This window comes from Colwellia sp. PAMC 21821, from assembly GCF_002077175.1.
In the GTDB taxonomy this organism is placed as follows: Bacteria; Pseudomonadota; Gammaproteobacteria; order Enterobacterales; family Alteromonadaceae; genus Cognaticolwellia.
The window spans coordinates 1,230,789-1,257,735 of sequence record NZ_CP014943.1; the positions used below are offsets into that span (position 1 = coordinate 1,230,789).

The 26,947-nt window shown below is 38.3% G+C and carries 25 protein-coding genes; 6 read left to right on the forward strand and 19 right to left on the reverse strand.

Annotated elements, in window-relative coordinates; genetic code table 11:
* Positions 1-20: 20 nt before the first annotated feature.
* On the forward strand, positions 21-1,907 hold the full coding sequence (gene dxs / locus A3Q33_RS05160) for a 1-deoxy-D-xylulose-5-phosphate synthase (protein ID WP_081179018.1): 1,887 nt from the start codon (positions 21-23) through the stop codon (positions 1,905-1,907).
* Positions 1,908-2,134: 227 nt separating this feature from the next.
* Positions 2,135-3,670, forward strand: coding sequence for an amidase (locus tag A3Q33_RS05165; protein ID WP_081179019.1), 1,536 nt, complete (start codon positions 2,135-2,137; stop codon positions 3,668-3,670).
* A 305-nt stretch (positions 3,671-3,975) separates the two neighbouring features.
* Here the strand turns inward: A3Q33_RS05165 and ribBA are convergent, their stop codons facing one another.
* The 10 genes from ribBA to A3Q33_RS05215 all read right to left on the reverse strand — a co-directional run bounded on the left by ribBA (position 3,976) and on the right by A3Q33_RS05215 (position 13,924).
* Positions 3,976-5,085: a bifunctional 3,4-dihydroxy-2-butanone-4-phosphate synthase/GTP cyclohydrolase II gene (gene ribBA, locus A3Q33_RS05170; RefSeq protein WP_081179020.1), complete on the reverse strand. Its 1,110-nt coding sequence runs from the start codon at positions 5,083-5,085 to the stop codon at positions 3,976-3,978.
* 11 nt (positions 5,086-5,096) lie between these two features.
* Complete coding sequence (locus tag A3Q33_RS05175; protein ID WP_081179021.1) at positions 5,097-5,756, reverse strand: riboflavin synthase; 660 nt, start codon at positions 5,754-5,756, stop codon at positions 5,097-5,099.
* Between the two features lie 77 nt (positions 5,757-5,833).
* Positions 5,834-6,958 carry a bifunctional diaminohydroxyphosphoribosylaminopyrimidine deaminase/5-amino-6-(5-phosphoribosylamino)uracil reductase RibD gene (gene ribD, locus A3Q33_RS05180; RefSeq protein ID WP_081179022.1) on the reverse strand — a complete coding sequence of 375 codons (1,125 nt, stop codon included), beginning with the start codon at positions 6,956-6,958 and terminating at the stop codon, positions 5,834-5,836.
* Positions 6,959-7,003: 45 nt separating this feature from the next.
* A complete protein-coding gene (nrdR, locus tag A3Q33_RS05185; protein WP_081179023.1) occupies positions 7,004-7,459 on the reverse strand; it encodes a transcriptional regulator NrdR in 456 nt (151 codons plus the stop codon).
* A gap of 187 nt (positions 7,460-7,646) precedes the next feature.
* Entirely contained in the window at positions 7,647-8,903 is a 1,257-nt protein-coding gene (gene glyA / locus A3Q33_RS05190) for a serine hydroxymethyltransferase (protein WP_081179024.1), read from the reverse strand.
* A gap of 292 nt (positions 8,904-9,195) precedes the next feature.
* Positions 9,196-9,876 carry a hypothetical protein gene (locus tag A3Q33_RS05195; RefSeq protein WP_081179025.1) on the reverse strand — a complete coding sequence of 227 codons (681 nt, stop codon included), beginning with the start codon at positions 9,874-9,876 and terminating at the stop codon, positions 9,196-9,198.
* Positions 9,873-10,481: an RNA polymerase sigma factor gene (locus A3Q33_RS05200; RefSeq protein WP_081179026.1), complete on the reverse strand. Its 609-nt coding sequence runs from the start codon at positions 10,479-10,481 to the stop codon at positions 9,873-9,875. The genes A3Q33_RS05195 and A3Q33_RS05200 overlap by 4 nt, the downstream gene beginning before the upstream one ends.
* A gap of 24 nt (positions 10,482-10,505) precedes the next feature.
* A complete protein-coding gene (locus A3Q33_RS05205) occupies positions 10,506-11,669 on the reverse strand; it encodes an ABC transporter permease (RefSeq protein ID WP_081179027.1) in 1,164 nt (387 codons plus the stop codon).
* Positions 11,666-12,412, reverse strand: a complete 747-nt coding sequence (locus A3Q33_RS05210; RefSeq protein WP_081179028.1) for an ABC transporter ATP-binding protein — start codon at positions 12,410-12,412, stop codon at positions 11,666-11,668. Before A3Q33_RS05210 ends, A3Q33_RS05205 begins: the two co-directional genes overlap by 4 nt.
* Positions 12,413-12,415: 3 nt before the next feature.
* Complete coding sequence (locus A3Q33_RS05215; RefSeq protein WP_081179029.1) at positions 12,416-13,924, reverse strand: alpha/beta fold hydrolase; 1,509 nt, start codon at positions 13,922-13,924, stop codon at positions 12,416-12,418.
* Between the two features lie 412 nt (positions 13,925-14,336).
* Here A3Q33_RS05215 and A3Q33_RS05220 point away from each other — a divergent pair, with 412 nt between their 5' ends.
* Positions 14,337-14,555 carry an EF-hand domain-containing protein gene (locus A3Q33_RS05220; RefSeq protein WP_077286225.1) on the forward strand — a complete coding sequence of 73 codons (219 nt, stop codon included), beginning with the start codon at positions 14,337-14,339 and terminating at the stop codon, positions 14,553-14,555.
* Between the two features lie 425 nt (positions 14,556-14,980).
* Positions 14,981-15,616, forward strand: a complete 636-nt coding sequence (gene trhA, locus A3Q33_RS05225; RefSeq protein ID WP_081179030.1) for a PAQR family membrane homeostasis protein TrhA — start codon at positions 14,981-14,983, stop codon at positions 15,614-15,616.
* Between the two features lie 139 nt (positions 15,617-15,755).
* Here trhA and A3Q33_RS05230 read toward each other — a convergent pair whose 3' ends face one another.
* The 9 genes from A3Q33_RS05230 to A3Q33_RS05270 all read right to left on the reverse strand — a co-directional run bounded on the left by A3Q33_RS05230 (position 15,756) and on the right by A3Q33_RS05270 (position 24,505).
* A complete protein-coding gene (locus A3Q33_RS05230) occupies positions 15,756-16,916 on the reverse strand; it encodes an aminotransferase class I/II-fold pyridoxal phosphate-dependent enzyme (protein ID WP_081179031.1) in 1,161 nt (386 codons plus the stop codon).
* Positions 16,917-16,963: 47 nt separating this feature from the next.
* Entirely contained in the window at positions 16,964-19,072 is a 2,109-nt protein-coding gene (ovoA, locus tag A3Q33_RS05235; RefSeq protein ID WP_081179032.1) for a 5-histidylcysteine sulfoxide synthase, read from the reverse strand.
* A gap of 53 nt (positions 19,073-19,125) precedes the next feature.
* Positions 19,126-19,785 (reverse strand): hypothetical protein, encoded by a 660-nt coding sequence (locus tag A3Q33_RS05240; protein ID WP_081179033.1) that lies wholly within the window; start codon positions 19,783-19,785, stop codon positions 19,126-19,128.
* A gap of 8 nt (positions 19,786-19,793) precedes the next feature.
* Positions 19,794-20,228, reverse strand: coding sequence for a hypothetical protein (locus A3Q33_RS05245; protein ID WP_081179034.1), 435 nt, complete (start codon positions 20,226-20,228; stop codon positions 19,794-19,796).
* 131 nt (positions 20,229-20,359) lie between these two features.
* Positions 20,360-22,219, reverse strand: a complete 1,860-nt coding sequence (locus A3Q33_RS05250) for a tetratricopeptide repeat-containing diguanylate cyclase (RefSeq protein ID WP_196798051.1) — start codon at positions 22,217-22,219, stop codon at positions 20,360-20,362.
* A 446-nt stretch (positions 22,220-22,665) separates the two neighbouring features.
* Positions 22,666-22,896 carry a glutaredoxin family protein gene (locus A3Q33_RS05255; RefSeq protein ID WP_081182315.1) on the reverse strand — a complete coding sequence of 77 codons (231 nt, stop codon included), beginning with the start codon at positions 22,894-22,896 and terminating at the stop codon, positions 22,666-22,668.
* 83 nt (positions 22,897-22,979) lie between these two features.
* Positions 22,980-23,591: a fumarylacetoacetate hydrolase family protein gene (locus A3Q33_RS05260; RefSeq protein ID WP_081179036.1), complete on the reverse strand. Its 612-nt coding sequence runs from the start codon at positions 23,589-23,591 to the stop codon at positions 22,980-22,982.
* An 80-nt stretch (positions 23,592-23,671) separates the two neighbouring features.
* Positions 23,672-24,022: a hypothetical protein gene (locus A3Q33_RS05265; RefSeq protein ID WP_081179037.1), complete on the reverse strand. Its 351-nt coding sequence runs from the start codon at positions 24,020-24,022 to the stop codon at positions 23,672-23,674.
* Positions 24,023-24,115: 93 nt separating this feature from the next.
* Positions 24,116-24,505, reverse strand: coding sequence for an EF-hand domain-containing protein (locus A3Q33_RS05270; RefSeq protein WP_081179038.1), 390 nt, complete (start codon positions 24,503-24,505; stop codon positions 24,116-24,118).
* 270 nt (positions 24,506-24,775) lie between these two features.
* Here A3Q33_RS05270 and A3Q33_RS05275 point away from each other — a divergent pair, with 270 nt between their 5' ends.
* Together A3Q33_RS05275 and A3Q33_RS05280 are read left to right on the forward strand one after the other, a co-directional pair.
* On the forward strand, positions 24,776-26,284 hold the full coding sequence (locus tag A3Q33_RS05275; RefSeq protein WP_081179039.1) for a HAMP domain-containing sensor histidine kinase: 1,509 nt from the start codon (positions 24,776-24,778) through the stop codon (positions 26,282-26,284).
* The gene (locus tag A3Q33_RS05280; RefSeq protein ID WP_081179040.1) at positions 26,284-26,910 is read left to right on the forward strand and encodes a hypothetical protein; all 627 of its coding nucleotides are present in this window, start codon (positions 26,284-26,286) and stop codon (positions 26,908-26,910) included. Before A3Q33_RS05275 ends, A3Q33_RS05280 begins: the two co-directional genes overlap by 1 nt.
* The last annotated feature ends 37 nt before the right edge of the window (positions 26,911-26,947 follow it).

The following is a 26,947-nucleotide window of genomic DNA, read 5'->3' on the forward strand; positions in this document are numbered from 1 at the left end:
TATAAATTTAATAGAATAATATGACTATAAACCTAGCTAAATACCCTTTACTGGCCAACATCAATTGTCCGGATGATTTACGAAAATTAGATCAAAAGCAATTAACCAAAACCAGTGAAGAGTTAAGACGTTATCTGTTAAATTCTGTCAGTAAAAGTAGCGGTCACTTTGCCTCAGGCTTAGGCACAATTGAATTAACTGTCGCCTTACATTACGTATATAACACACCATTTGACCACCTGCTTTGGGATGTTGGACACCAAGCATACCCGCACAAAATACTTACGGGTCGACGTGACCAATTACACACTATTCGACAAAAAGACGGTTTGCACCCATTTCCATGGCGTGAAGAAAGTGAATACGACGTCCTCAGTGTTGGCCACTCAAGCACCTCAATTTCTGCCGCCTTAGGCTTAGCGGTTGCTGCTGAACAAGAAGCCAAAAATCGCAAGGTTGTCGCAGTCATAGGTGACGGAGCTATGACTGCAGGTATGGCATTTGAAGCATTAAATCACGCTGGTGACATCAATAAAGATATGTTGGTTATTTTAAACGATAACGAAATGTCTATTTCAGAAAATGTCGGTGCGCTGAATAATCATTTAGCAAAAATGCTTTCAGGAAGCCTATATACGGGTATTCGTGAAGGTAGTAAGCGCATACTTAAAAATATTCCACCGATCAAAGAATTAGCCAGCCGTGCAGAAGAACACTTAAAAGGCATGGTCGTACCAAGTACCTTCTTTGAAGAATTGGGTTTTAACTATATTGGTCCAATTGATGGCCATGATGTTAATGGCTTGGTCGATACCATCACCAACATGCGCAATCTTAAAGGACCACAATTACTTCATATTGCGACTAAAAAAGGTAAAGGCTATCAACAGGCTGAGCAAGATCCGATAAAGTACCATGCGGTGCCAAAATTTGATCACACAGAAACTAGCTTACCTAAAAGTGCGCCAAGCTTACCCACTTATTCGGCAATATTCGGCGATTGGTTATGTAAAGTTGCTGAACAAGATCCAAAGCTAGCGGCTATTACGCCAGCCATGCGTGAAGGTTCAGGTATGGTGCAGTTTAGCCAACGTTTCCCCAAACAATATTATGACGTTGCTATCGCAGAGCAACATGCCGTGACGTTTGCAGCAGGTCTAGCTATTGGTGGACAAAAACCCGTTGTTGCTATTTATTCGAGCTTTTTACAACGCGGATATGATCAATTTATTCATGACGTTGCGATTCAAAATTTGCCGGTTTTATTTGCCATCGATAGAGCTGGTATTGTCGGCGCAGATGGTGCGACTCATCAAGGCGCATTTGATTTAAGTTTTATGCGCTGTATTCCTAATATGACGATCATGACGCCGTCTGACGAGCGTGAATGCCAACTCATGTTAAATACCGGTTATCAGTTAAATACACCTGCAGCCGTACGTTACCCTCGTGGTAGTGGCAATGGTGCTGAGTTACCAGGCATTAACGAAACTATCGCACTGGGTAAAGCTAATGTTATTCGTGAAATTAACCAAGATAATGATGCTGCAGTTAACGTGGCAGTGCTCAATTTTGGTAGCACACTAGCACAAGCTAAAATAGCCGCTGACACTCTAAACGTCACGTTAGTCGATATGCGATTTGTTAAACCGTTAGATCAAGACCTCATCAAAACATTATGTAACAGTCACGACTATATTGTTACGATTGAAGATAATGCTATCGCTGGTGGTGCTGGCTCTGGTGTAAATGAGTATATTTTAAGCCAAGGTATCGCGAAAAAAATTCTCAACATTGGTTTACCAGACAGCTTTATCAAACACGGTACGCAAGCAGAAATCCATCATGAACTTGGGCTAGATGCGAGTGGTATCATAGAGAAAATCAATCAATTTATTACGCTTTAACAAAGGTTAATTAGCGTCTCGTAAGCTCACCAAGCCATTTGACAAACAAGTGGCTTTTTTCTTTTTTAATGATGACTTTATTTATTATTAAATAGCCGCACGGCGTATATCGTCAAACATTGTTTGCGGATACTACCCAATCCTTACCACTAAGCTTTACCGCTAGACTAGACAAATTAGTTTTTTTCACGTTATATAAGTGCACAAATAATAACAATAGAAACACCATGAAAAACTTCCTAATATTTATAACGCTGGTATTGCTTTACCCTTTATCAGCCCACTCTCAAAATAACATGACATTCCACGACTTAACAGTGACTAAAGCTCATAACATGATGGCAGATAAACAGCTAACTAGTGAAGCCTTGGTCAACTATTACTTAGACCGAATAGCCAAAATTGATCATCAAGGGCCACAGCTCAACGCTGTCGTCCAGCTCAATAAAAACGCGATAAAAAGAGCACAGGAACTTGATGTAATTTATAAAAAATCAGGAAAAGTAGGGCCCCTTCATGGCATTCCTGTGTTATTAAAAGATAACATCGATACGATTGACGGCATGGCCAATACGGCGGGCTCTTGGGCGTTAAAAAATAACTACCCAAAAGATGATGCGTTTTTGGTTCAGCAACTTAAAAGTGCTGGTGCGATTATCTTAGGTAAAACAAATTTAAGTGAATGGGCAAACTTTCGCTCAACCTCTTCGTCAAGTGGCTGGAGTGGTCTGTGGGGACAAAGTAAAAACCCGTACGACATCACTACAAGCCCATGTGGTTCAAGTGCTGGCTCTGGCGTAGCTATTGCAGCAGATTTAGCTTTACTGGCTGTAGGCACAGAAACTGACGGTTCTGTTACTTGCCCATCAGCAATAAATGGCATCGTGGGTATTAAGCCGACTTTAGGCACGGTCAGTCGCGACGGTATTATTCCTATCGCTCATAGTCAAGATACTGCTGGCCCGATGGCCCGTTCAGTAACTGACGCGGTAATGCTACTTTCAGCATTAACCGCTGTCGACGCTAATGATAACGCCGCTCTTGCTGCGCCTACTGATTATATGAGTCATTTAAAGCTAGACGGTATTAAAGGTAAGCGCATTGGTGTCGCACGTAACCTGATGGGGTATCACGGACAACTTGATGCGATATTTGAACAAGCTATTGTAGACTTAAAAGCTCAAGGGGCGATTATTGTCGATTCAACTAACTTCACCAATACCGAGGTCTGGGGCGACGCTGAATTTGAAGTCCTGTTATACGAGTTTAAACATGGTTTAAATGCTTATCTTGCAGGTACTGATGATAATACCCCAAAATCACTTGAAGCAGTAATCGCCTTTAATCTTGCTCACGCCGATAAAGAAATGCCTTATTTTAAACAAGAAATTTTTGACATGGCACAAGCTAAAGGACCGCTTACTGAAGATAGGTACCTCGCCGCTTTAGCATTGGCAAAAAAATCGACTCAAGCTGAGGGCATTGATGCTCTTTTGGCTAAACATAAGCTTGATTTAATTATTGCACCAACAACGGGCCCAGCTTGGAAAACGGATTGGATAAACGGTGACCATTATTTAGGCGCGGCCTCTTCTGCTGCAGCCATTTCTGGTTATCCTCATATTACAGTACCAATGGGATATGTTCATGGTTTACCTGTTGGCTTATCAATGTTTTCAGGTAAATTGCAAGAAGGTAAGCTAATTGAAGTTGCTTACGGTTATGAACAATCGACATTACATAGAAGAGCGCCAACACTTTAATTAATACCAATTGAAATAAATAATCGATCATTTTAAGGCGGTTTAAATCGTCAATAACTGCGTTGTTTTCAATCCCAATAGCCAGCTATTACTCAATCAAACGCCTTATTCTTGAACAATTTATCCTCGCTTAAAATTGGTCAATAACTTATTACATTTGGTATTATTTGGTTCTAATACCAACTTTACCTAGATCAAAAAAGCGATTTAAATGACTTCAAATCGCTTTTTTTATTATTGCTTTGCAAAATAGTTCAGGAAAGTTAAGCTTGAAATAGTGTGCGTACTTCCTGCAAAAGTATGTCTTAATCAGCGATATATTCTACCACTTCCAAACCAAAGCCTGACAGTGAATGATATTTTGTTTGCGAGCTTAATAAGCGCATTTTACTGACACCTAAATTAGCCAAAATTTGCGAGCCTACGCCGACGTTGCGTGAGCCAACATGACGTTTAACTTCTTTCACTGATTCACCGGCGTCAAGTTTAGCGTACTTTTGCACTTGGGCGATAAGATCTAACGGTGACTCATGCTTGCCTAATAAGACTAATACTCCACCTTCTTTACCAATTTTTTCTAAGGCACTAGCGATTGGCCATTTAGCAACGCTTTCACGCTGACTGCACAATAAATCTTTAAAGGTATTTTCTAAATGCACACGCACTAACGTCGGCTCTTCAGGCTTAATTTCACCTTTAGTTAAAGCAAAGTGTGCTTGACCGTCAATGGTGTCTTTAAATACTGTTAAGTCAAAATCGCCAAATTCAGTTGGCAATTTACATTGTGATATGCGCTCTATAGTCGTTTCGTTAGCATTACGATATTCAATTAAATCGGCAATAGTCCCCATTTTAATGCCATGTTTTTCAGCAATAATTTCTAGGTCTGGGCGACGTGCCATGGTGCCGTCTTCATTCAAAATTTCAACTATAACCGCAGCCGCTTCGAGGCCAGCTAAACGCGCTAAATCAACACTAGCTTCGGTGTGCCCAGCACGGTTTAGTACACCGCCATCTTTAGCAATCAAAGGAAAGATATGACCTGGTTGTACAATCGAATGATGATCAGCATTTTTACCCACAGCCGCTAACACGGTTGTAGCACGATCAGCTGCAGAAATTCCTGTTGTAACCCCTTCAGCGGCTTCAATAGAAACAGTGAAATTGGTAGTGAACTGAGCATCATTTTTATCAACCATTAACGGTAATTTTAAAAGCTCACAACGCTCTGCCGACATTGGCATACAAATTAAGCCACGACCGTGTGTTGCCATAAAATTAATGGCTTCTGGCGTAACTTTTTCTGCCGCCATGATGAAGTCACCTTCATTTTCGCGATCTTCATCATCCATTAAGATGACCATTTTACCTTGAGCTATATCGTCGATAATCTCTTCTGGCGTGTGTAAATTCATGAAAACCTCTTTTATTTAATAAAACCGTTGCGCGCTAATAACGCATGCGTAACACCTGACTGTTCTTGTTTGTCGGCTGTTTGCTTGGTAAGTAATCTTTCTATATAGCGGGCAATTAAATCAACTTCAAGATTAACTTTAGTGCCTACCTGGTATTTACTGATAATTGTTTGGTCTGTGGTGTGTGGCACAATCGTTAAACGGAATTTATCATCGCTTAAACTATTTACCGTTAGGCTTGTGCCATCAATAGTCACTGAGCCTTTTTCGGCAATATATGCTGATAACTCTGCTGGCATAGTTAACCAATAATCGATGCTATTGCCTTTATGCTCAATAGCGCTAATTTCACTCACCGCATCAACATGACCCGAAACCATGTGACCACCAAATCGGGTTGTAGGTAACATCGCTTTTTCAAGATTGACGCTATCACCCATTTTATAGTGTGCTAAACCAGTACGCGTTAAGGTTTCACTGGAAACATCGGCGCTAAAGCTAGCATTATCGAGCGCAACAACAGTAAGGCAAATACCATTGGTGGCAATTGAATCGCCTAATTTAACATCTGACAAGTCTAATGTTGCCGTATCAATGGTGACGCGCGCGCCGTCACCTGAGCTATTAATCGCTCTTAAACGCCCTACGGCTTCTATTATCCCTGTAAACATAATGTCTCTCGTCGTCTGTATAGCTTATGAATTATTATTTATACTGAAAATAGGTTTCCAATCAGTGCCTGTGCTTATCAACTAAACTTTGCCGTTATCCTGATATCTTTACCCACCATACGTATATCACTAATATCAAGACGCTTAGCCTCTGATAACTGTATTATTGATGGCATACTCACTAAACTTTTACCATCACTGCCGATCAACTTGGGCGCTTGATATAATATGAGCTCATCCACTAAGTTTGCGCTAATAAACGCGCCCGCTAGCTTCGCTCCTGACTCTATTAATATGTCATTCAACCCTTGTTGGGCCAAATAAGCTAATAATAGGCTTAGATCAACATGTTCACTATCTTCAGCTTTAGAAATTGTGACTTGTTCTACGAAATGCGGCCAAGTTTGGCTTTTTTCAATAGCATGTCGAATTAATAATATTTTACTTGTTGTTTTAAAGATAGCGAGATCAGGTGTTAAACGATTTTTACCATCAATAATAATCCGCACTGGCTGTCTAACATCAGCTTCTGCATAACTATTTTTAAGTGCCCCTAAAGCATCCCAACGGACATTCATTCTGGCATCGTCAAAAATAACAGACTCCGCGCCACAAATAACTGCACAGCTTTGCGCTCTGAGGCGTTGAACATCTGCGCGGGCTTCGGGAGACGTTATCCATTGGCTTTCACCACTGGCCATGGCAGTCTTTCCGTCGAGGCTTGCCGCTAACTTACAGCGCACAAAGGGTAACTTTTTAGTCATTAATTGAATGAAGCCTGGATTCAATGCGATAGCATCTTGTTCCAGCAAACCAAATTGTGTGGTTATGCCCGCGGCGGCTAATAGTTCAAGGCCACGACCTGATACTTTTGGATTGGGATCAACCATAGCGGCAATAACATGACTAACCTGCGCTTTAATCAATGCTTCTGCGCATGGAGGAGTTAAACCAAAGTGACTGCAAGGTTCAAGTGTGACATAAGCGGTTGCACCTTTAGCTTTGCTGCCTGCTTGTTTTAGCGCATGAACTTCGGCATGCCCTTGCCCTGCTTTTTTGTGAAAGCCTTCACCAACAATCTCGCCATTTAGTGCGATAACACAACCCACTCTTGGGTTCGGTGACGTAGTAAAGTGACCACGCTTTGCCAAGCAAATAGCGCGCTGCATAAATTGATGATCTTTTAACGAAAAATTGCTCATTAAGCCACTCTAGATTAAGTAATACCAAGTTGATTAATACGTTTATTATTCATCATCGCCTAAACGTGCGATTTCTTCACCAAATTCTTTAATGTCTTCAAATGAACGATATACAGAAGCAAAGCGAATATAGGCTACTTTGTCTAAACTCTTTAGTTGCTCCATGATAATAGTGCCGAGCATTTCACTCGACACCTCACGTTCGCCGGTTGCCCGCAGTTGTGATTTAAGTTTATTAATCGACAGCTCCATTTCTTCTGTGCTCACGGGTCTTTTTTCTAACGCGCGTAATAAGCCATTACGCATTTTATCTTCATTAAAAGGTTCGCGGGAACCATCTCGCTTAATAATGCGTGGCATCACTAATTCGGCACTTTCAAACGTGGTATATCTTTCATGGCATGCTAAGCATTCACGACGACGACGCACTTGATGACCATCTGACACTAAACGAGAGTCGATAACTTTAGTGTCGTTGGCTGAACAAAAGGGACAATACATTGATGAGTTCCGAAGTTAATGGGTCATGAATAATTTAATCACGATATTTTAATTGAAAAAAGTGCATTTAGCGAAATATCTTACCAAATAAAAACCAGTTAAAAAAAATGGCCACAAAGGTGGCCATTTTAAGGTTATTACTTGACGTTTAATAAAGTAATAACAAGATTTTTAATGCTAAAACTTATTACTTGTAAACAGGGAAACGAGCACAAAGTTCACTAACACCGGCGCGAACTTTAGCGATAACGTCTTCGTTTTCAATGTCATCCAAAATATCGCAAATCCAGCCAGTAGTTATTTTAGTTTCTTCAACACCAAAACCACGACGAGTAATTGCTGGAGTACCTAAACGTAGGCCAGAAGTTACAAATGGTGAACGTGGGTCATTTGGCACAGAGTTTTTATTTACTGTGATATGAGCACGGCCTAACGCGGCATCTGCATCTTTACCGGTAATATCTTTATCAATAAGATCAAGGAGTAACAAATGGTTTTCAGTGCTGTTAGAAACAACTTTATAACCACGCTCTTGTAATACTGCCACCATAGCTTTAGCGTTATCTAATACGTTTTGCTGATACACTTTAAACTCTGGCGCTAATGCTTCTTTAAATGCCACGGCTTTCGCAGCAATAATGTGCATTAAAGGTCCACCTTGACCACCAGGGAATACTGCGCTGTTCAATTTTTTATAAATTGCTTCATCATCACAAGCAGAAACGATTAAGCCACCACGTGGGCCAGCCAATGTTTTATGTGTAGTCGTCGTAACAACATGTGCGTGTGGCACCGGGTTAGGATATAAACCTGCGGCAACTAAGCCGGCAACATGTGCCATATCAACGAAAAAATACGCCTCAACTTTGTCGGCAATTTTACGCATACGCGCCCAGTCAACAACACCAGAAAACGCTGAGAAACCACCAATAATCATCTCTGGCTTATGCTCTATTGCTAAACGCTCTAATTCAACGTAATCAATATCGCCAGTTTCAGGGTGTAAACCGTACTGAATTGCTTCGTATGACTTACCTGAAAAGTTAACATGTGAGCCATGAGTTAAGTGACCACCATGCGCTAAGCTCATACCTAACACTTTCCCGCCAGGAGTAACTAAGGCTTGAAAAACAGCTGAGTTAGCTTGTGAACCTGCATGTGGTTGCACGTTGGCATAAGTAGCGCCAAATAATTCTTTTGCGCGATCAATCGCTAACTGTTCAGCGATATCAACATATTCACAACCACCGTAATAACGCTTACCTGGGTAACCTTCGGCATATTTATTAGTCAGCTGTGAACCTTGAGCTTCGAGTACACGTGGACTACAGTAGTTTTCCGAAGCGATGAGTTCTATATGTTCTTCTTGGCGAACAACTTCATTGCTCATTGCTTGATAAAGTTCTGGATCAAAATCTGCAATATTCATATCACGTGTAAACATGTTTTATCCTCAAATAGTCTGCTATTAGCAATACTGGGGGTGGCGTTAGTTCAAAATTAATTGCGGCATATTCTGCCTGAACTTGAAGTATTTGTACACGCAAAAACCGTACTCTGTTAGTTCATTTTGCAATCAAATATACTTTGAAGTGAGTGATAAAAACTTTTATCACTCACTTCAATAAATAATTCAAACTAATATACCGCCTTGAAATCGCAATAACAACAAATTTAATGCGAACAAAAAACAATAAATTTGCATATTATTTCATAAAAACAAATAAACCTGATTTTTATGCTAACTTAGCTTTTAATAGCTGCTGGTATTCTTGTTTACGTTTTCGATGTAGGTAGTCAACGACGATATATACAACAACCATAAAGCCATTAGCCATTAAATATGCCGATAAAACTGCTTTGCTACTTGTTTGACTTACGGTATATACAAACCAATTAATCAGCGGTAAAAACGGTAAAAATGAAATTTTTGTAATCCACATGTATTGCATTGATGATTTACTGCTCGCTATCGCATTGTCTATAGCTTTTTCAGGACTGTCACAAAGCTGTGACCATGTTGCGACACGGATCTTAGTTTCAAAATAAACAAAAATTAGTGACAACAAGCTGCCGAGTCCAAGATAAATATTAAAAGGCTCTCCCCATTCGCCATTATATACACCGTATAAAAATGCAATAAATAAAGCGATGGTTGCAACAATATTTAGTGCGAAACAAAATTTTGCGCCAATAGTTCTACGCCGTGTTCGCTTCACTAAAGCTAACACATCGGTTTTTATCGTCGGTTGTGTTTGCCAATCTTGAGTGAGCTCTGCCCAAGCATCATCCGGTAATTCAGGCATATCAGCACTTTGCTTTTCTCTATGAGACAGCAGTATTTCTGTAGAGACATGTTCGCTGGTTGATTGCTCACTTTCGCTCGCCATTTTAATTTTATCGTTTTCTTCACTCATACTGCCTCCAACAATTGCATCAATTTTGCCTTTGCTCTTTGTAGCCTAACGCCAACTAAGTTAATAGATATTGCTAACACGTCAGCAATATCTTGATAACTCATCCCCTCAAGCGCCAAGGTTATGACTTGCTGCTGTTCAAGCTTCAGCTGACGAATGGCATGAGCAAGTCGCTGTTGTCTTTGGTTTTGATCTAGTGATTGATATGGTGTGAGTTGCGGACAAACTGAAGTATCATTTATTACTGGTTCATAACTCGTGCTATCTACCGGCTGAAAACCTTGCTCTGTTTTTACCGTTTTAACGGCTTTAGCGACATGCGTTGCTAAAACATTATGAGCAATTCGCGCAATAAAAGTTTTAACGGCTGAGTCGGCACGAAAGCTAGGTAAAGCTCGCCATATGTTTAAGGCAATTTCTTGAAAAAGCTCTTCTTGAATTGCAGGAATGGCTTCAAAGCCATTAATAATATGACGCAGGAGTTTCTCATGTTCAGAAATCCAGTTAATAAATATTGCTTGATTGCTCAATGAATAACCCAGTTTATGTTTAGCCGTTTTAAAACAGTCTTGTTTTTGGATGACTAATTCTACTGGGTTATTCATTTTATACAATCCTACTGACAATCTCTAACTCAACGACATCACTACTTTTTCAGAGGTTAAACGTTTGGCTAATATTAGCACCAATGCCACGGTTAAACCGATGGTCGCCATACTGGTAAATAATAAGGCGTTCCAATCTATCGGTAAGCCTTTAAATACATCTTCCATTAACAATGACTGACCCGAAATCGGCACCCATTCGACCCAAGCAGGTTTGTCATCCATCATCATTAACGCAAATGGGATGAAGCTAGGCGCCATGATTAACATAGTCACCGTTGATTGCGCCTCTTTGAAACTCTTGGCCTGAAAAGCGAATAATAATTGTAGTGAAGCCGCCAGAAAGCAAATAGGTACCAATAACAACAATAAAATTGCAAAGGTACTGGCATCAATACTAAAACTTGCACCTATCTTGGTAAGGTCAACAAAGTTCATCGCAACGGAGGTAAGTACTAACATTAAGATAATGGAGATAATGGAAATTGAACTGGCGCAGCTCAACTTAGCTAACACTATTTTTAAGGTGCTAACAGGCTGGCACAATAACATTTCCAATACATTGCGCTCTCTTTCGCCAGCGCTGGAGTCAATCGCCACCGGTAAACCTGACATAAACGCAGCCATCATTAAATAGACTCCTAAAATTAGAGAGATCATCACCGCATTACTACTGGGCAGTGAAGTATCTTGCTCAAGTAGTTTAATGGGTTGCAATAATTTCGTATCAATACCGCGCACTAATAGCCGCTTATAACCTATTATCAGAGAGTGTTCGCTCACAACATCTTTAATGCGCCGAATAGGCGATGATAACGACTTCTCGTTGTAATCCGCGCGTAAGGTCAATTCAATGGGTTTGCCAGCGGCCATATCTTCAGTGAAAGTATCTGGAATACTCAATTCAATATTACGCTCATTCCAGTTACGCTCTTCATCTTCAGGTACATCAGCAAAAGATAAAATGTTCTCGTCTTGTAGTGCTTTAATCAGTTTTGGTGCATGTTGCTCACCACTATATTTTACATATACTGCGGGGTTATCCACGGCTTCTTTAATCGCCACTTTTAACATCACCATAATCATAACGGGCATCAATAAGGCCATGCTCATCGCCACCATTAAGGCGCGCCTGTCACGAAAAGCTTCTTTAAACTCTTTCACCATTAAGGCTTTTAATTGCATCATGCTGCTACTCCTTCATCTGAGCCTATTAATTTAACGAAGGCATCTTCTAATAATTTCTCGCCCGCTAAATCACATAACTCTTGTGGCGTGCCTTGAGCCGCTAACTTGCCATTTGAAACGATAATCACGCGATCACACAGTGCAGCAACCTCTTGCATTACATGGGAAGAAAATAAAATACAATGACCCTTTTCTTTAAATTTAGCTAAATGGTTACGCAAAACTCGTGTACTCATCACGTCTAAACCGCGGGTTGGCTCGTCGAGTACAAAATTTTTCGGTTGATGTACTAAAGCCTGAGCTAAAGTCACTTTCATGCGTTGGCCTTGAGAAAAACCCACTGTTTTGCGATGTGCTAATTCTGTCATTTCTAAATCAGAGAGAATTTGCTCAATGGCGGCATGCTTATTAGCGCCTTTCATGCCATGTATGCTGGCAAAATAATCAATTTGTTCATAAGCGGTTAGTCGTTCATATAAACCAAACTTATCAGGAAAAATACCTAAGAGCTTGCGTGCCTTAATAGGTTCTTCTGTTACTTTAATGCCATCAATCGTCGCGTAGCCCTCATCCGCTCGAAGTAAACCGTAAAGCGTCCGTAAACAGGTCGTTTTACCCGCGCCATTTGGACCTAATATGCCGGTAATTTCACCATCTTTGGCAGTAAAAGATAGGCCATCCAAGGCTTTAACGGTATTTTTCTTACTGACAAAACTTTTATGTAAATTATTAACTTCAATCATGACTTATTCCTTTGCTTCGGTTGGCATAGGGCTCGGCGATACTTCTGCTACTACGCCACCATTTAGACCTACCATAAATGACTCGTCAGGGATCTCTTCTAGACATGACTCATCAAGTTCCTTTGGCGCTTGTTTTTCTAAAAATTCATTAACTATTGTGATACCACAAGTTGTAGAAGCTACTATATGTGCGTTATTTTTAGATATAATGTGATGACTATTAGGTAAATTTACATGGGACTTTTCGCCATTACTCGCTGGCGTTACAGGATCTAATTCACCTGACATAATGAGGGTTGGAATATCAGCGGTTACTGTTTGATAAAATTCATTACTCGGTTGATACTTAGGCCAAGCAGAACATACTTTGCCAACCATCACTAAACTCATGCCTTTAGCGAAACTGTTATCAGCGTCATCAGCTTTCATGTCGGCAGATATTTTTGGATAGTCTTCATTGCAAACAATATTAAAATGCAAACCTATATATATGCCCATACCACCTTCGCCCTGTGCGATAAGGCCGGCCAATGGTTTATAGTTACCTAAATACGCTTGATGAATTAATAAGGGTACTAAACTCCGCGTTTCCATCGAGTACAATTGCATTTGTATAGCAGAAATAAACTTATCATTACTGATAGTAAATGCAGTATTGGTCCCTAATCTTGGGTGAGCAATTTCTACTGTGACAGGTGCTTGTAATAATTTATCAGTTATGGCGCTAAACTCTTTGGCCAAATCAGGGTAATGTCCAGCACAACTTGTCTCATTCTGGCAGTTTTCGATTAGCTTGATAAAAGACTGCTCAGCACTTTTACCAAACAAGCCAATTGGCACTTCAATTGGACCAACACTGTCGAGTACCACACTCTTTAACGATACTGGAAACATACGCATATAAACTAAACCCGCACGTGTGCCATAAGAGCCGCCATAAATATGGACCTGTTGATGATCTAGCGCTGCTCGAACCGCATCAAAGTCTCGAATAGAGTTTTCTGAGTTATATTGACTCAAGTCACCTGTAAGTTGAGCTATACATTGCTCAATATCAGTAATTGAAAAGTCTTCTGGTAGACTGGTGTAGGGATCTACTTCCAATGAATCTTCACATTGCAATGCATGCGACTTGCCGGTGCCACGTTGATCGATAAGGATTAAATCGCGAGTCTTTCTGATTTCATTAAAGCCACGGTAAATATGACTAGCAAGCTCAGTTGCTGCCTGACCAGGCCCTCCGGCTAAGAACATTAACGGCAGTTTTTCTTTACTGTTATCTATCGCGGGTAAGACAACAAAATTAATATCAATTTGAACACCGTCGGGTTTTTCATAATTTTCTGGAGTCACTAAGGTGCCGCATTGCACTTGCTGTCTTATGCCATTTACATGGCAGTTTTCTAACGTCAATTGCTGGTCTGAAATATTTTCAGCCAAACTAATGTTACTAAGCCCTATCACCCAAATGAGTAAGTTCGCTTTAAATAAATTATTCCAATTTATTGTCATTTTATCTTCCTTTTAAAATATTGACTGCTTAGTCTTAACATTGTCGACTTTATTACACTTTTTTTAAAATATATTTATTTCAATACACGCTAATGGCTAAAATTATCTATTACAGTCAAAAAAATACGTTAAGAAGTTTGCAAAGTTCTCTGTCGTCATTTGCAAAATAAGGCTAAAAAATTTTGCCGTTAAGTATCGACAGTATATTTGATATGTAAACTATAAATTTATCTATTTATTATCTCTATCTCACCTATTAAGTAGATATCCCTAATCCACTTCACCCCTTAAAAATAAGCTAATAGGTCTAAAACATGCAATTACACGAAATAACAGAATTAATCATTCACATATTCCTAAAATAACGATAAAGTCTATTATAGGAATTAACCGCCAAATAAGAGGATGACTGATGGAATTAAATCAGTGGGTAGATGAACTATTTGAAGTGTTTGATGAAGATAAGGATGGGGTCATCAATAGAAGTGAATTTGTCGAATTGATTGACTGCTTATTACAAGATAAGGGCATTCGTATGTGTGAAACCATATTCAATCGCTTTGATAAAAATCATGACAACTCGATTTCAAAAGATGAGTTGCGTGAAATGGTCATCGATCTCGCCTTGTAGCTCTTATTTGCGCTTATATATCACCCGTTTATTTAAGCGCAACTTGATCATTGATTGATCGTAAAATTAGCATTTAACCTTTTGAGTTTAACCATAAAAACTCAGCATTCAGCTCATTCTAAAAATAAAACTAAATTTCAAAGTCCTCTCTGTCGCCTGATACTAAGCGCTTTATATTTCACCAAGTCCATTAAGTACGATCGGTTTTTATACATTCACTACTTATTTAATTCAGTTGGTTTAATTCAGTTGGTTTAATTCAGTTGGTTTAAGCCAGGCTTTAGCAGCCTTTATTTCTCAACGATAATATCATCACTCTCCACTTTCATCGAGTTCAGAACAGCAAAGGTCAGACCACTAGCATTCAAAGCCATGGTTTGCTATCATACTCAGCGTACAAGTGTACACTGAAATAGGAATATAACGTGCAAATTCAAGAATACGGCGTAGCGGAAGAAATTGTCAATGCAGTAAGTCATGGGCTAGCGGCATTGCTTAGCGTTGCTGGCTTAACCCTTTTAGTGACTTTAGCCTGGATACAAATTGACATGATGAAGGTGATCAGTTTTAGCATTTATGGTGCTAGCTTAGTTTTGCTATTTAGCGCTTCTACGCTTTATCATGCGTTATTACATGAACGGGCAAAAAGCATATTCAAGTTACTCGACCATTGTGCTATTTATCTATTGATCGCGGGAACATATACCCCGCTAATGCTAGTGACATTAGGTGATGACATTGGCCCGCCCATATTAGCAATTATATGGGGCTTAGCCATTTTAGGTATCGCGTTTAAGGTTAAGTTTGGTAATAAATATAAAAAATTATCTCTCTCAACTTATTTAGGCCTAGGCTTAATATCCCTAACATTCATACATAAACTGAATGAAAAACTTGCACCTGAAGGTATGTTTTTACTCGCGTTGGGAGGTATTATTTATGGTTTAGGCACTATTTTTTATGTCAGAAAAAACAAAAAGTACAGCCATGCAATTTGGCATTTCTTTGTATTTTCAGCCGCTGTTTGTCATTTTTTTATGATATTTTTTTACGTACTTTAATGACCCAAAACGGCTATAAAACAAGGTAATACTGTCGGTCGGTATTTATTTATGCCGACAACTTATTAAACAATAATGATAGTCGGTATAATCAAGGCAGCGATTAAACACAAGGAGTTCAGCATTATTTGGACTCGATTCAAGCTGTGCTCTGAAGCAAAAAATGCTCAAATAAACCCAGTGTGTTAGCGAAGCTTTCTTGCCCTAATCCTAAGCGAAAGTAGCTTCCTTTAAGTCCAAAAAGCTCGCTTGGCAGCGCTAAAATCCCACATTGCTTAGCAAGTTTTTCTGACCAAGTGACTATCGATGTTATATGTTTAACCTCAACAAGTGCCAATATCCCAGCTTGTGGTGGGGTCCAGCTTAGCTTGTTTGAATGCCGAGCAATAAGGGCCGAAAAAAGCTCAATATTATCGAGAATAAGCTGATTATTAGTGGCTAAAATTGCTGTGCTATTTTTCAACGCTATAGACGCTAGTTTTTCATCTATTTTAGAACAACTAATAGAGTTAACGGTTTTAATAGCAATGATACGTTGCACTAAAGTCATATCAGGTGTTACCGCCCAACCAATGCGAACTCCCGCCAGCCCTAAGCTTTTCGACATTACACCAACAACAATACTTTTTGGGTAATCTAAAAAACTATGTGCTAAAGCTAGATTATGGTAATTACTTGCTTGCGAAACATCATCACTTAATAAATAACACTGATAGTATTGAGCCAGTTTTAAAATTTTATCGGCTAGTTCGGTATCAATAATACTACCCGTTGGGTTGTGTGGTGAATTAAGCACAATAAGCTGAGTTTTCTCATTCACAACTTGATTAAAGTCATCAATATTGACTTGCCAATGGTTGTCAGTGCATAGCTTGATTTCTCTCACAATAACGCCCATCGACTTGGCCATATTAACCAAAGATGGATAGCTTGGCGTCATTACAACAATTTCATCACCAGCACTTAACACGGTCTGATAAATAGCCGAAAGTGCTTCTTGTGCTCCACAAAATGTCACCGCGTTATTAGCGTCGACTATTCTACTGTGGTTGTTTAAATTTTGATGGAAATTGACGATTTCTTGTCGTAATAGCTCATCACCTTGAATCGGTGAATACTGCAAAAGCGTACTACTAATGGCCGTAGTTTGAGAATCACTTGAAAAAGAATGATCAGATCCCAGCTGACATAACTGCCCCATCGTTAAAGCTTGTGCGGTCGAGTCACTTAAATTGTACTTAATATAGCTCGCTAGGCGCTGACTAAAAGCAATGTGTTTGGGCAAGTTAGATTCAAGCATCAGCTAAATATCCATTTTTAAGTCAATAACCCTATTAATACTAACACCTACTTTGCTCGCCAAACACTAAGCTCGCAGTGAGATAAATTGAAATTACGCGCTGAATCTGCAACAACTCGAGTTAATTCCTTTTTAGAGATCGGCTCAAAGTCAGTACTAAGCTGATGAGTTAATGCATCAATACCTGATAAATTTTCACCATTTACTTTCACGCCACTGAGCCATTTAGACTTTTCTGTTGTCTCTAGCTGGTAGTTATAATCTGAAACTATAATCAATAAACCTGATGGGTTCAGACGACTTATGGCGTTCGCTAGTAACCTTTTAGGATCATAACTTTGCTCCAAAGCGTGCTGGATCAAAATAACGTCATAGTGATTAAAGTTATCTTTTAGGTTACAGCCATCGGCCTGGCTAAATAATATGCTTTCAGCATTAACGCCTTTAACCTTATCAGCTAAAGTAATTTCATTATATTGGCAAATATCGCCTTCGATAGTATGGGTATACCGAACACTTTTGCCCGTTTGTAATTGCACCCCATACTGTATCGTACGAGCAGAAAAGTCTATCGCGTCTATATGTTGAAAATGTTGGCTCAGTTCAAATGCGACTCGTCCAACACTACAACCTAAGTTAAGTAAACGCTTCGCGGTAACCTGTTCAGTCCCAATAACGCTTATAACTTTCTTTGCTATTTGCTGGCCATAATTTTCATAACCAAGCGTATTATCGCCAAAATAACACTCAAGTTGCTGGCAAATATCTTTACTTGTTTCATACTTATTGACTGATACTGAAGGATTTTTGGCTTGATCGCTCAACACATAACGAAAACCTGCATGTTGATAAAAGTGTCGGCGAAAAGCATAACGCGAAGATCCTAAAGTCTCATTGCCTGTTGAAATCCAAGAGCCACCTTTTATTAAGTTATGCTTACCATCAAAAGTCGGTGTAGAAAAGTCATCATATAAAGGATGCACTTTAAAACCATCGAAGCCATCAATCGCCGAGTCCGTCCACTGCCAAGTATTGCCAATAACATCGAAAAATTCACCATTTTGATGTTGGTTAACAGGACAAGAGGATGCATAGTAAGCTAAATCAATGTTACCGGGTACGTCTCTCCACTGGTGCTGATCGCCAGCAATATGCTTTCGAAGACAGTACCACTGTGCTTCAGTAGGTAAACGAATAAACCCGCTAGTGCTTTCTTGTCGCCACTGACAAAATGCTTTTGCTTCTAAAAAGTTAACTTCTACCGGCCAATCTAACGGCAAGGGCATTTCACTTGCTAAGTTGCGTTGATAATATTCACCATTATTATATCGCCAAAATCTCGGCATTTTAGCTTTTGTGAAGTCTAACCATGCTAAGCCTTCTTCACACCAAAGCGTTGTAGTTTGATAACCTCCAGCAGCAACAAAAGCCATGTATTCATGATTAGACACTAAAAATTTTGCGGCACTAAAGTCATCAACAGTTACCGATTGATGACCATACTCATTATCCCAACCAAAGGTGTTGTCCTGTGGCTTTTTTCCCAAAGTTAAGGTTTGTGACTTCACTGGAATAAAGGCATTTTCAGGTGCAGCAGCAGAATGCAGACACGGCTGCCACTGAGCTTTGATTGTTAGCCATTTCAATGGCAACATGCGCATGATCACCGAAGATGTTTCAAGGTGAATACGCTCGTGCTCACAACCCATCAATATAATCCACGCTAGTGAGTCTTGGGTAATAGGTAAACTAAACTCCATGGTATCAATCAAATCTAACACTAGGTCATATACTTGCTGACGATAGCCTCTGACTTCATCAACGCTTGGCCAGTCATAGTGCTCGCTGTTGAGATCGTCCCAACTCATTTCATCAACACCAACAGCACAAATAGCTTCCAAATGACTGTTAACACGTTTTGTTATGTATTTGCCTAAGATCAATTTATTGATATAGAAGGTCGCGGTGTGACCAAAGTAAAAAACCAACGGATGCCGCAACGGCTCGGGCCGTAAAAAATACGCATCATCGTTATTGATAAGTGAGAATAATGACTCGTATGTCGACCAAGTATTTTTAAAGTACGCGGTTAACTCTTGTCGCTTTTCTGCTATCGTGTTGCCATCAAGTTTTGGCGTATTCAATTGATTTATCATATAATTTTCACTAAATATTATTATAGTTTGTCGTTATAACCCAAAGCTAAATTTTAAATTACGATACTAGGTCGTTGAAATTGTTTTAAATAATAGTTCTGTAATAATTGTCCCGCGCTAAACTGAGCATGGTGTTCGCCCTGATAGTTTGTCGCACTGAGCGCTTTATCAATCGCTCGACTAAACCAATCATTATTAGCAAATAATGTTATAGCGCCAACACTAGGGTATTTATCATCTAACGAGCTCGGTAATTGCCCATATTCTTCACTATGTACTTGGTCGTTATCTTCAATATCTTCGATTGCATCAATTACATTCAACAATGCAAATATGACATTTAAAAAGGGGTTGTAATACTCGCTTGATGCTCCTAACCTGTGTTCTATACGTGCTGTTTTATGCCAATTATCGTGGCTAACAATGACATTATTTTTATCATCATATATTAAGGGTTCAACACCCATTTTTTGATTGTGTTTACCGATATCTCGATATAATGCAATACTGCCTTGATGACCGCCGGAAATATCAACTGGGGAGCACAACTCTTCTGCCAAGCCGTATTTCGATTTTAACGCTAAGCGCTCAAAAGCTTCTTCTTCGGGCAAATAAATCAAGCAACTGTCTAAACTAGTGCGTAAAAAGCATTGTTGAAGGCATTCAGCAAAACCACCAGAAACAAGTAAATTATTGCCAGTTAAATCCTGCACACTAACATTTATTTGTACTGCGTTTGGGATATGTACAGCACGATTTTCGCCACTAAAAATATTTTCACATCCAACAGCAAGCTTGCCAAAATCTCCCCCCAAACCACCGGTTTTATCAGGGTTTTTGTCACGCCTTGTTCAGCAAAAAGTGTTGGTAATATATGAATAGCACGGTGTAAATTATGTGCCTCTTTTAATGGGCTTTGACCATTAAAAAGCGAAACATACTCCCATTGGTTACTCCAATACTCAGCAACTACTTCTCCATCTATACCCAACGCTAATAATTGTTTATTCACCTGTTTGTAATCTACTTTCTTAGCTATAGGTTTTTGGTAACACCCTTCCAGTTCAAAATGGATTAATGCACGAAAGCCACGATTATTAATATAATCCTGCAAATTAAAAATTATGTCTTCTGCTAGCCTATTTAAACTACTCATATGGGGCAAATTTTTGAACTTTGATATTACGCATAAACTTAAAATAATTGACCTTCAACCTAATTTTAAATCATTGGCCGCTACATCTGATTTATCAATAAACAGTTATACGTAACAATGATGATTTTGGATTAAAAAACATTAACTTGATTTTTACCTAAGTTTTTTGCTTGATAAAGAGCTTGATCAGCGTTGATATATAATTGCTTTACATCTTGGCATTGCTCAGATAATGCTGCGATACCAATACTAACGGTTATAGTCTCTTGATGACCTGCAACCATCTTTGAGTCGTTAGTTAACGCTAGAAATCGTTGTGCAATTTTTGTTGCTTCGCTAATATTTGTTCTAGGTAAAATACACAAAAATTCTTCACCGCCGATACGTCCAAATATATCGTCTTGGCGGAAAATATCGCGTCCTACTTCCGCAATTTGTCTGATAACGTCATCTCCCATAGGATGACCGTAATTATCATTAATTTTTTTAAAGTCATCAATATCGATTAAAATAACCGACAATGTCATTTTGTCAGGATGGCTACCTAAAACGGCTGTTTGTAGATAATCAAAAATGTATCGACGATTAAATAACCCCGATAATGGGTCATTTATTGAGATTAAATGCATTTTTTTATTTGTTCGGTACTGTACCGTAATCACAATGAGTACAATCAGGACTACGCAAATAATAAAAATATTGAAATAAATTTGTAATATACGGCTGTTTTCTCGCTTTTCTAACTCTAACATTTCAACTTGTGAACGTTTCTCTGCCAAGTTTTGCGCTATTCTTTTGCGCTCTATCTCCATGCTAGCCCTAACTTTTAGCAACCTTTGAGATGAGTTTTTTAACAATAACGCGGTATATTTTTGATAATATTGCTCAAGCATGCCATAGCCAATACCATACTGACCCCGCGCATAAGCTAATTCACTTGATATTTTTATCACTTCAAGCTGCCAAGAAGTGCCTATTAACTCAGGAATATTGGCAAAAATATTTGCTGCGTTAAATAACGCACTTTCAGCTTCTTCGAGTAGTTCGAGTGCTATCAAACAACTTGCTTTGCGTTTATATAATTCAGCGTTGTAATCAATAGCACCTTTTAGTGCTAAGGCTTTATCGATAACAGCAATAGCATCAAGACAGTCACCTCTCTCAGCCAAAGTCATGCCAATGCCGTAGGCAGCAAAAAAGCTAATATTTGCGTTGGGGGTATAATCAATTTGTTGTTGATATTTATCAAAATATTCAATCGCTAAATCATACTTTTTCCAGTATCGATAAGTTGATGCCAGTCCATAAAGCGCCTCGGCAATATGAGCAGGATATTCTAAATTTTGATAGGCTTCTAATGCTCTTTGATAATATTCAATGGATTTTTTGTAGTCATTTAGGTAGCCATAAATAGCACCATAAGTTTCATTTATTGAGGCAATTAAAAACTGATCTTTTAGGGCAAAAGCTTCAACGTAAGCTTCTTGAATATCTTCTAACGAGGCGTCAAATATCTCAGTAAGAGTTTTTGTGTAAGCAAGCTCTTGTTTCGTGAAAATATATAAACCGCTTAATTTAGCTTCTTTCGCCTGTATTAACCCTTTAGCAAGTGCAGATTGAGATAGACTATAATTGCCCTGTCTACTATGAATTAGCCCTTGAAACAGACTTAAATGCGCTTGAATAGCTAAAGGCGTTTTACCGGTGACTAACGCATTAGCTTGCTCAACCGTACGATTAAAATCATCATAGAAGTAAATGAGGTTTTCTGCTTGGGCTTTACGTAGCAACCACCAAAGATAAGTTAATTCATCATATGATTGAGCCGCAGATTGTAAAGCTATGAGTTTTTGATAAGACTGCCAAGGCGCTCGATAAATGTCATGCTCCATGTCAATAAAGTTAACACGGTCATCCGCTATTGCAGCTATAGGAAAACTAAACAATAGTATGATTAAAGTTGCACAATAAACTTGCAAAGCTTTCTTCATAGAATATCCGAGTAAGAGCCTATTCGGCATTTATTTTAAGCTAACACGAAAGCAGTAAATTAACGATCGAAAATCATACAACAGTAAAGTAATCAAGATCACATTCAAGCTACGAACCATTGATAAGACCTTTCTAATTAAGTAATTAATTCACAAAAGCTATATATCAAATGACATTTAAACAACGACACTTTAAAGTGGTCATTAATACTTACTGCTTACTCTGTAACTATAAGTATTTACCTACATAGGTCGTTTCTAGGCATTTAGATAAAGCACCCGCATTATTCTCCTGACTCACATCCATGTAAGCGCATGATTCCAAGACATCAGTAAATTCGTTTACAGAGGTCTTAACTTCAGTTTAGAACAAAAAACTTGTACTCTCGAATATTGATCTACTCTTACCATTGAACCATGACTTAATTAAATCAGTAAAAGTAGCATCAACTGTTTTGATAAAGTTGATTGAAGCTTTTCACATTAAAGCCTTTAAGTACTTGATCACCGATTTTCAATACGGGTACACCGCGTAAGTTTAATTTAGAAAACTCTTTTTGCCCGGCAGGTGTTTTAACATTACATAAACGAAAAGGAATATTTTTATCTTCGAGGTAGCTTTTTGCCGTCTGGCAATGTGGACAATTACTCATTGTGTAGAGGATAATACGTTTCATAGGGGTAAATATAAGCGCTGAATTTGCTTCAATTATCGCATAGTTTGACAAGTATTTAGTAACTAATTATCTTCAGATAATAACTAAAGCGCATGCCATTTTTTTTGCACTAAAACCGTGTTTCGATGCAATACTCGTCCTTCAAAAACATCACCTGCTACAATTTCACCAACACCTGCAGGCGTGCCTGTCATAACAATATCGCCATCTTCTAAAGTGATAAAAGATTGAATTTCATCTAATACAGCTTGCGGTGAATACAACATCATCGCTATCGAACCTGACTGCCGGCATTCACCATTAATAAAAAGCTCTAATTTGAGATGCTCATCGATAGCATCTAAATTAACAAAATGGCTAAAAAGTGCGGACCCATTGAACGCTTTAGCACGTTCCCAAGGTAAACCTTTGGCTTTTAATTGAGACTGCAATGCCCTTTTGGTTAAATCCAGACCAATTGCAACAGCACAAAAACGACCTTGTTGATACAAAAAGCAAAGCTCTGCTTCATAATGTAAGGCTTCGTGATGGTAAGACAGTAATTGTTCTGAGATGGCAGCATTCGGCTTAATAAACAACACCATATTATCAGGAACTTCATTCCCTAGTTCGCTGATATGTGCGGCATAATTGCGTCCGACACAAATAATTTTAGAAGGTATAATGTCGCCATTATTGACTTTAACCGAGTTCATTTGACAGCCCTTTCAAATAAGTTAAAGTACCATTCTAAAGCTTAATATGATTTTTTTATTATACTACAACTAAACTACAACTAAACTATAACTAACTTTAATGCAGGTTTAACACTATGCAATGGAGGAACTTTAACAATATCCGATACTCTTTGCTTTTGCTTAAAACGGTCAAAGTTCACGGTATCTAGCCCGAGTTGCTGACTCATTTTTACAAATGTTTGGTAGTCTTCACGGGTAAAATCATCATCTTCTCTCGTAAGTAAACCATCTATATAAGCACTGTCACCATTTAAAGCAAAATTCGCAACAGCAGAATATGGTTTACCAAAATCATCAACGCGTATTGCGCGTACTGATTTTACTTCGAAAATCCATTTATCAATTTGAACATAACGGGACAAAGTATCTTGAGTTGACTGATCTTTCATGTGGGGGCCTTATTTAGTAAATAAAAAAAACTGCTTAGTTGGGAATAAACGCAGACAGTTTAAAAAATGAGCTATTAGCTCACAGAAAACAAACTATAGCAAAGATTTCTTAATATTTGCTAGGTATTGGTTAAATTCTTTTTCATTAATTTCTTTATCGTCATTGATATCGATCAGATTAAAAGCTTTTGTTAGTTTGTCATTTTCAGCTAATTCGGCAGCGCTGAGGGTATTATTATCATCGGTGTCATAATCTGTGACTAGTTGAGAAAAAGATGATGCAGGCACAACCTCGTTAGAGAGTTTTTTATTGTTATCATTATGAGCAAAAACAAGGTTAGATGCCAATGAGGCTAAAACAACAGTAATAGATAATTTTTTTAAGCTAATATTATTCATACCTGAATCCTTTTGATTGATTAGTAGCACATCATTGAATATGCTGAGCATGGCACCTGCCATCACCAATAAATTAATGCACATATCATGCCATTAATTAAGTCGTTGATTTTCAAGGCGTTATCATATACCAGTAAAAATAGATGTCACCAAATAGCAACAGCTTATTTGGTGAATAATTTATAGAATCAACCCAGCGAAGCATAATTTAAAATATAAGCATAAAAAACAGAAACTTAAAAAAACAAAACACATAAATATCATTGTCTCTATTTTGAGACACTATTGTTTTTTTTACATTTTTAGCTAACACTACATTCGTATTTATCAAGAGAAAAGGCAATAGCGAGCATTTTGAGTAATTTAACAACACTAGCCGGTAAAGCAGATATTAAAAGCTTACTGTTGAAAAGCTTATCAATCAAATCATTAACTTTATTAGGCTTTGGATTAGTCGCTTTACCACTAGTTATTGCTTTAATTTTCGGCGCATCACAAGTTAATACTCTTGCTAAAAAAAGTACTAATGCCATTACCAATATCGCGAAAATTTTTGAATATCAGCAATTACTCAAAAGTAACCAAATTAAAATGGAGCGCAGTGCTGCGCAATACTTAGTGCTTAGGGATCCCGCTTTAACAGCAAGTTACAATGAGCAAAGTCGTCAAATATTACACTTAGCCGAACAATTAATTATGGTAAGCCAAGACCAAAAATTACTACAATTGGTAGCCCAATATGCCCAAACCATCACCACCCTGATTGAAAGCACAATGCCAGAAGCTGAGCTAAAGATACCAACCGACACAACAATTATCAAACCTATACAAGTTGAGTTCAATGCTTTAAGTACAATTTACGAACAAATTTCACAGCGTAGTAATGAGCTTAATACCTTGCACATAACAAAAATTGAGCAAGCAGCAAAGGCCGTTCGCGATATTATGATCCGAAGCTTAATTATTATTCCTGTTAGCATACTTATTGCTGGGATATTTACTTTCTTAATCACTAGCCCGTTAAAAATATTAACGAAAAGTATTTTTCGCCTTCAACAGGGGCATTTTGATAGTGAAATTAAAGTAGTGAGTTCACCGGAAATTCAAGAAATAGCACAAGCACTAGAAAACATGCGTATGCGTTTGCAAGCATTAGAGCTACAAAAGTCGAGTTTTATCCGTCATATATCACACGAATTAAAAACGCCATTAGCAGCAATAAGAGAAGGTACTGAATTGCTGTACGATAACAGTGTGGGTGAGCTAAATGCCGAACAACAAGAAATATCTCACATTATTAAAGACAGTGTGTTTCGCTTACAAAAACATATTGAAGACTTACTCGACTTTAATATTGTCCTCGACTCAACAAGCCTACAAGATTCAGAGTCGATGCAAATAAATGACGTGGTATATCAAGTAATAGCAGATCGAATATTAGATATAAAACGAAAGAAGATCAATTTTAACAATAACTTAAGCGACATATCACTATTTAGTAACCGAAAACAAGTCGCGGTTATTATCGATAACATTTTATCTAATGCGATAAAATACTCACCTGACGAAGGGGTAATCGATATTTCATCAACACTTGTGGGCGAGAACCTGCAACTATTTATTAGTGATCAAGGCATAGGGATTGATCATGAAAATCAAGAAAAAATATTTGATGCCTTTTATCAAGGTCCGCCACCAGAACAAAGTTTGATCAAAGGTAGCGGCTTAGGACTTACCATTGTAAAAGAGCTATTATTGCGCCTCAATGGCAACATTGAAATTTTGAATGAACAAAGCGATCAACAAGGAACTAAAATAAAAATCACCTTGCCACGCGCTTTTCACCAAGAGGAACAAGTATAATGGCTAATTTACAGCCACTTTCAATTCATCTCATACTATTTTTTATAGTCTTATTACTGTCATCTGCTTGTGAACTTACCACAAAGCACGATATTACAAGAACAAGCTATGGTGAATATTACATGACATTGCAACAACTTACACCGCAACAACTAATAGAGGAAGTGAGTAAGCAGCAAATAAACGTTGATAGTAAAAGCAATAAACATACAAAAGTTGACTATGACGCGCAAATTAAATTACTACTACTTTATAGTCTGCCTAAGTCACCTATTTATAATAGTTTCCACGCAAAAATGTTGTTAAATGAACTAAATAGTGAACATAACACTTCCGCATTCGCTGATTTTACCCCAGATGATGAGGCGCTATTTTCACTATTGCACGACCAATTAAATCAACGTTTACTAATGAGAAATCGATTACTCGCTCTGCAAAAAGAACTACTAAATGAACAACTAAATGAACAGCAACAACGAGAAGTTAAGCTACAACAGAGTGCAAAACAGCAACAACAGAGTGCAAAGCAGCAGCAACAACATTTGATCGAACAAGTTAAATTATTAGAACAAACAATCAAACAACTTAAGAGTATTGAACAAGCTATTGATAAACGAGATCAATAGTCGTAAATAAGAAGCACAAACACCATTAACTTAATTA